The sequence below is a fragment of the Enterobacter sp. RIT637 genome (assembly GCF_019718755.1).
Taxonomy (GTDB): domain Bacteria; phylum Pseudomonadota; class Gammaproteobacteria; order Enterobacterales; family Enterobacteriaceae; genus Enterobacter.
In genome coordinates this window covers 1-510 of the sequence record NZ_JAIHAZ010000208.1, presented here as the reverse complement: position 1 = coordinate 510, position 510 = coordinate 1, and the positions used below count along the sequence as shown (strand labels likewise).

Below are 510 nucleotides of genomic sequence, written 5' to 3'. Positions count from 1 at the left end.
TTCTTAAGCCAGCAGATGGCGCAGCAGCTGGGCGGCCCAACGGAAGTGCGCGTTGAGGTCAACAAAAGCTCGCCGGTCGTTTGGCTGAAAACCTGGCTGTCACCCAATATCTGGGTGCGCGTCCCGCTGACCGAAATCCATCAGGGCGATTTCTCGCCGATGTTCCGCTACACCCTGGCGATCATGCTGATGGCGATAGGTGGCGCGTGGCTGTTTATCCGAATACAAAACCGACCCTTGGTCGATCTTGAGCATGCGGCCCTACAGGTGGGGAAAGGTATTATTCCGCCGCCGCTACGCGAATACGGTGCTTCTGAGGTGCGATCGGTGACGCGCGCGTTCAACCATATGGCGGCAGGGCTGAAGCAGTTGGCAGACGATCGTACACTGCTGATGGCGGGCGTAAGTCACGATCTGCGCACACCGCTGACGCGCATTCGCCTGGCGACAGAGATGATGGGCGAAGAGGACGGCTATCTCGCGGAGTCCATCAACAAGGACATCGAAGAG

Annotated in this window: 1 protein-coding gene; it reads left to right on the top strand. The window is 58.8% G+C overall.

The genetic code is table 11. From position 1 onward, the window contains the following. Positions 1-510: HAMP domain-containing protein (locus K5E19_RS24050; RefSeq protein WP_221553414.1), on the top strand; the 510-nt coding region annotated here is incomplete at both ends.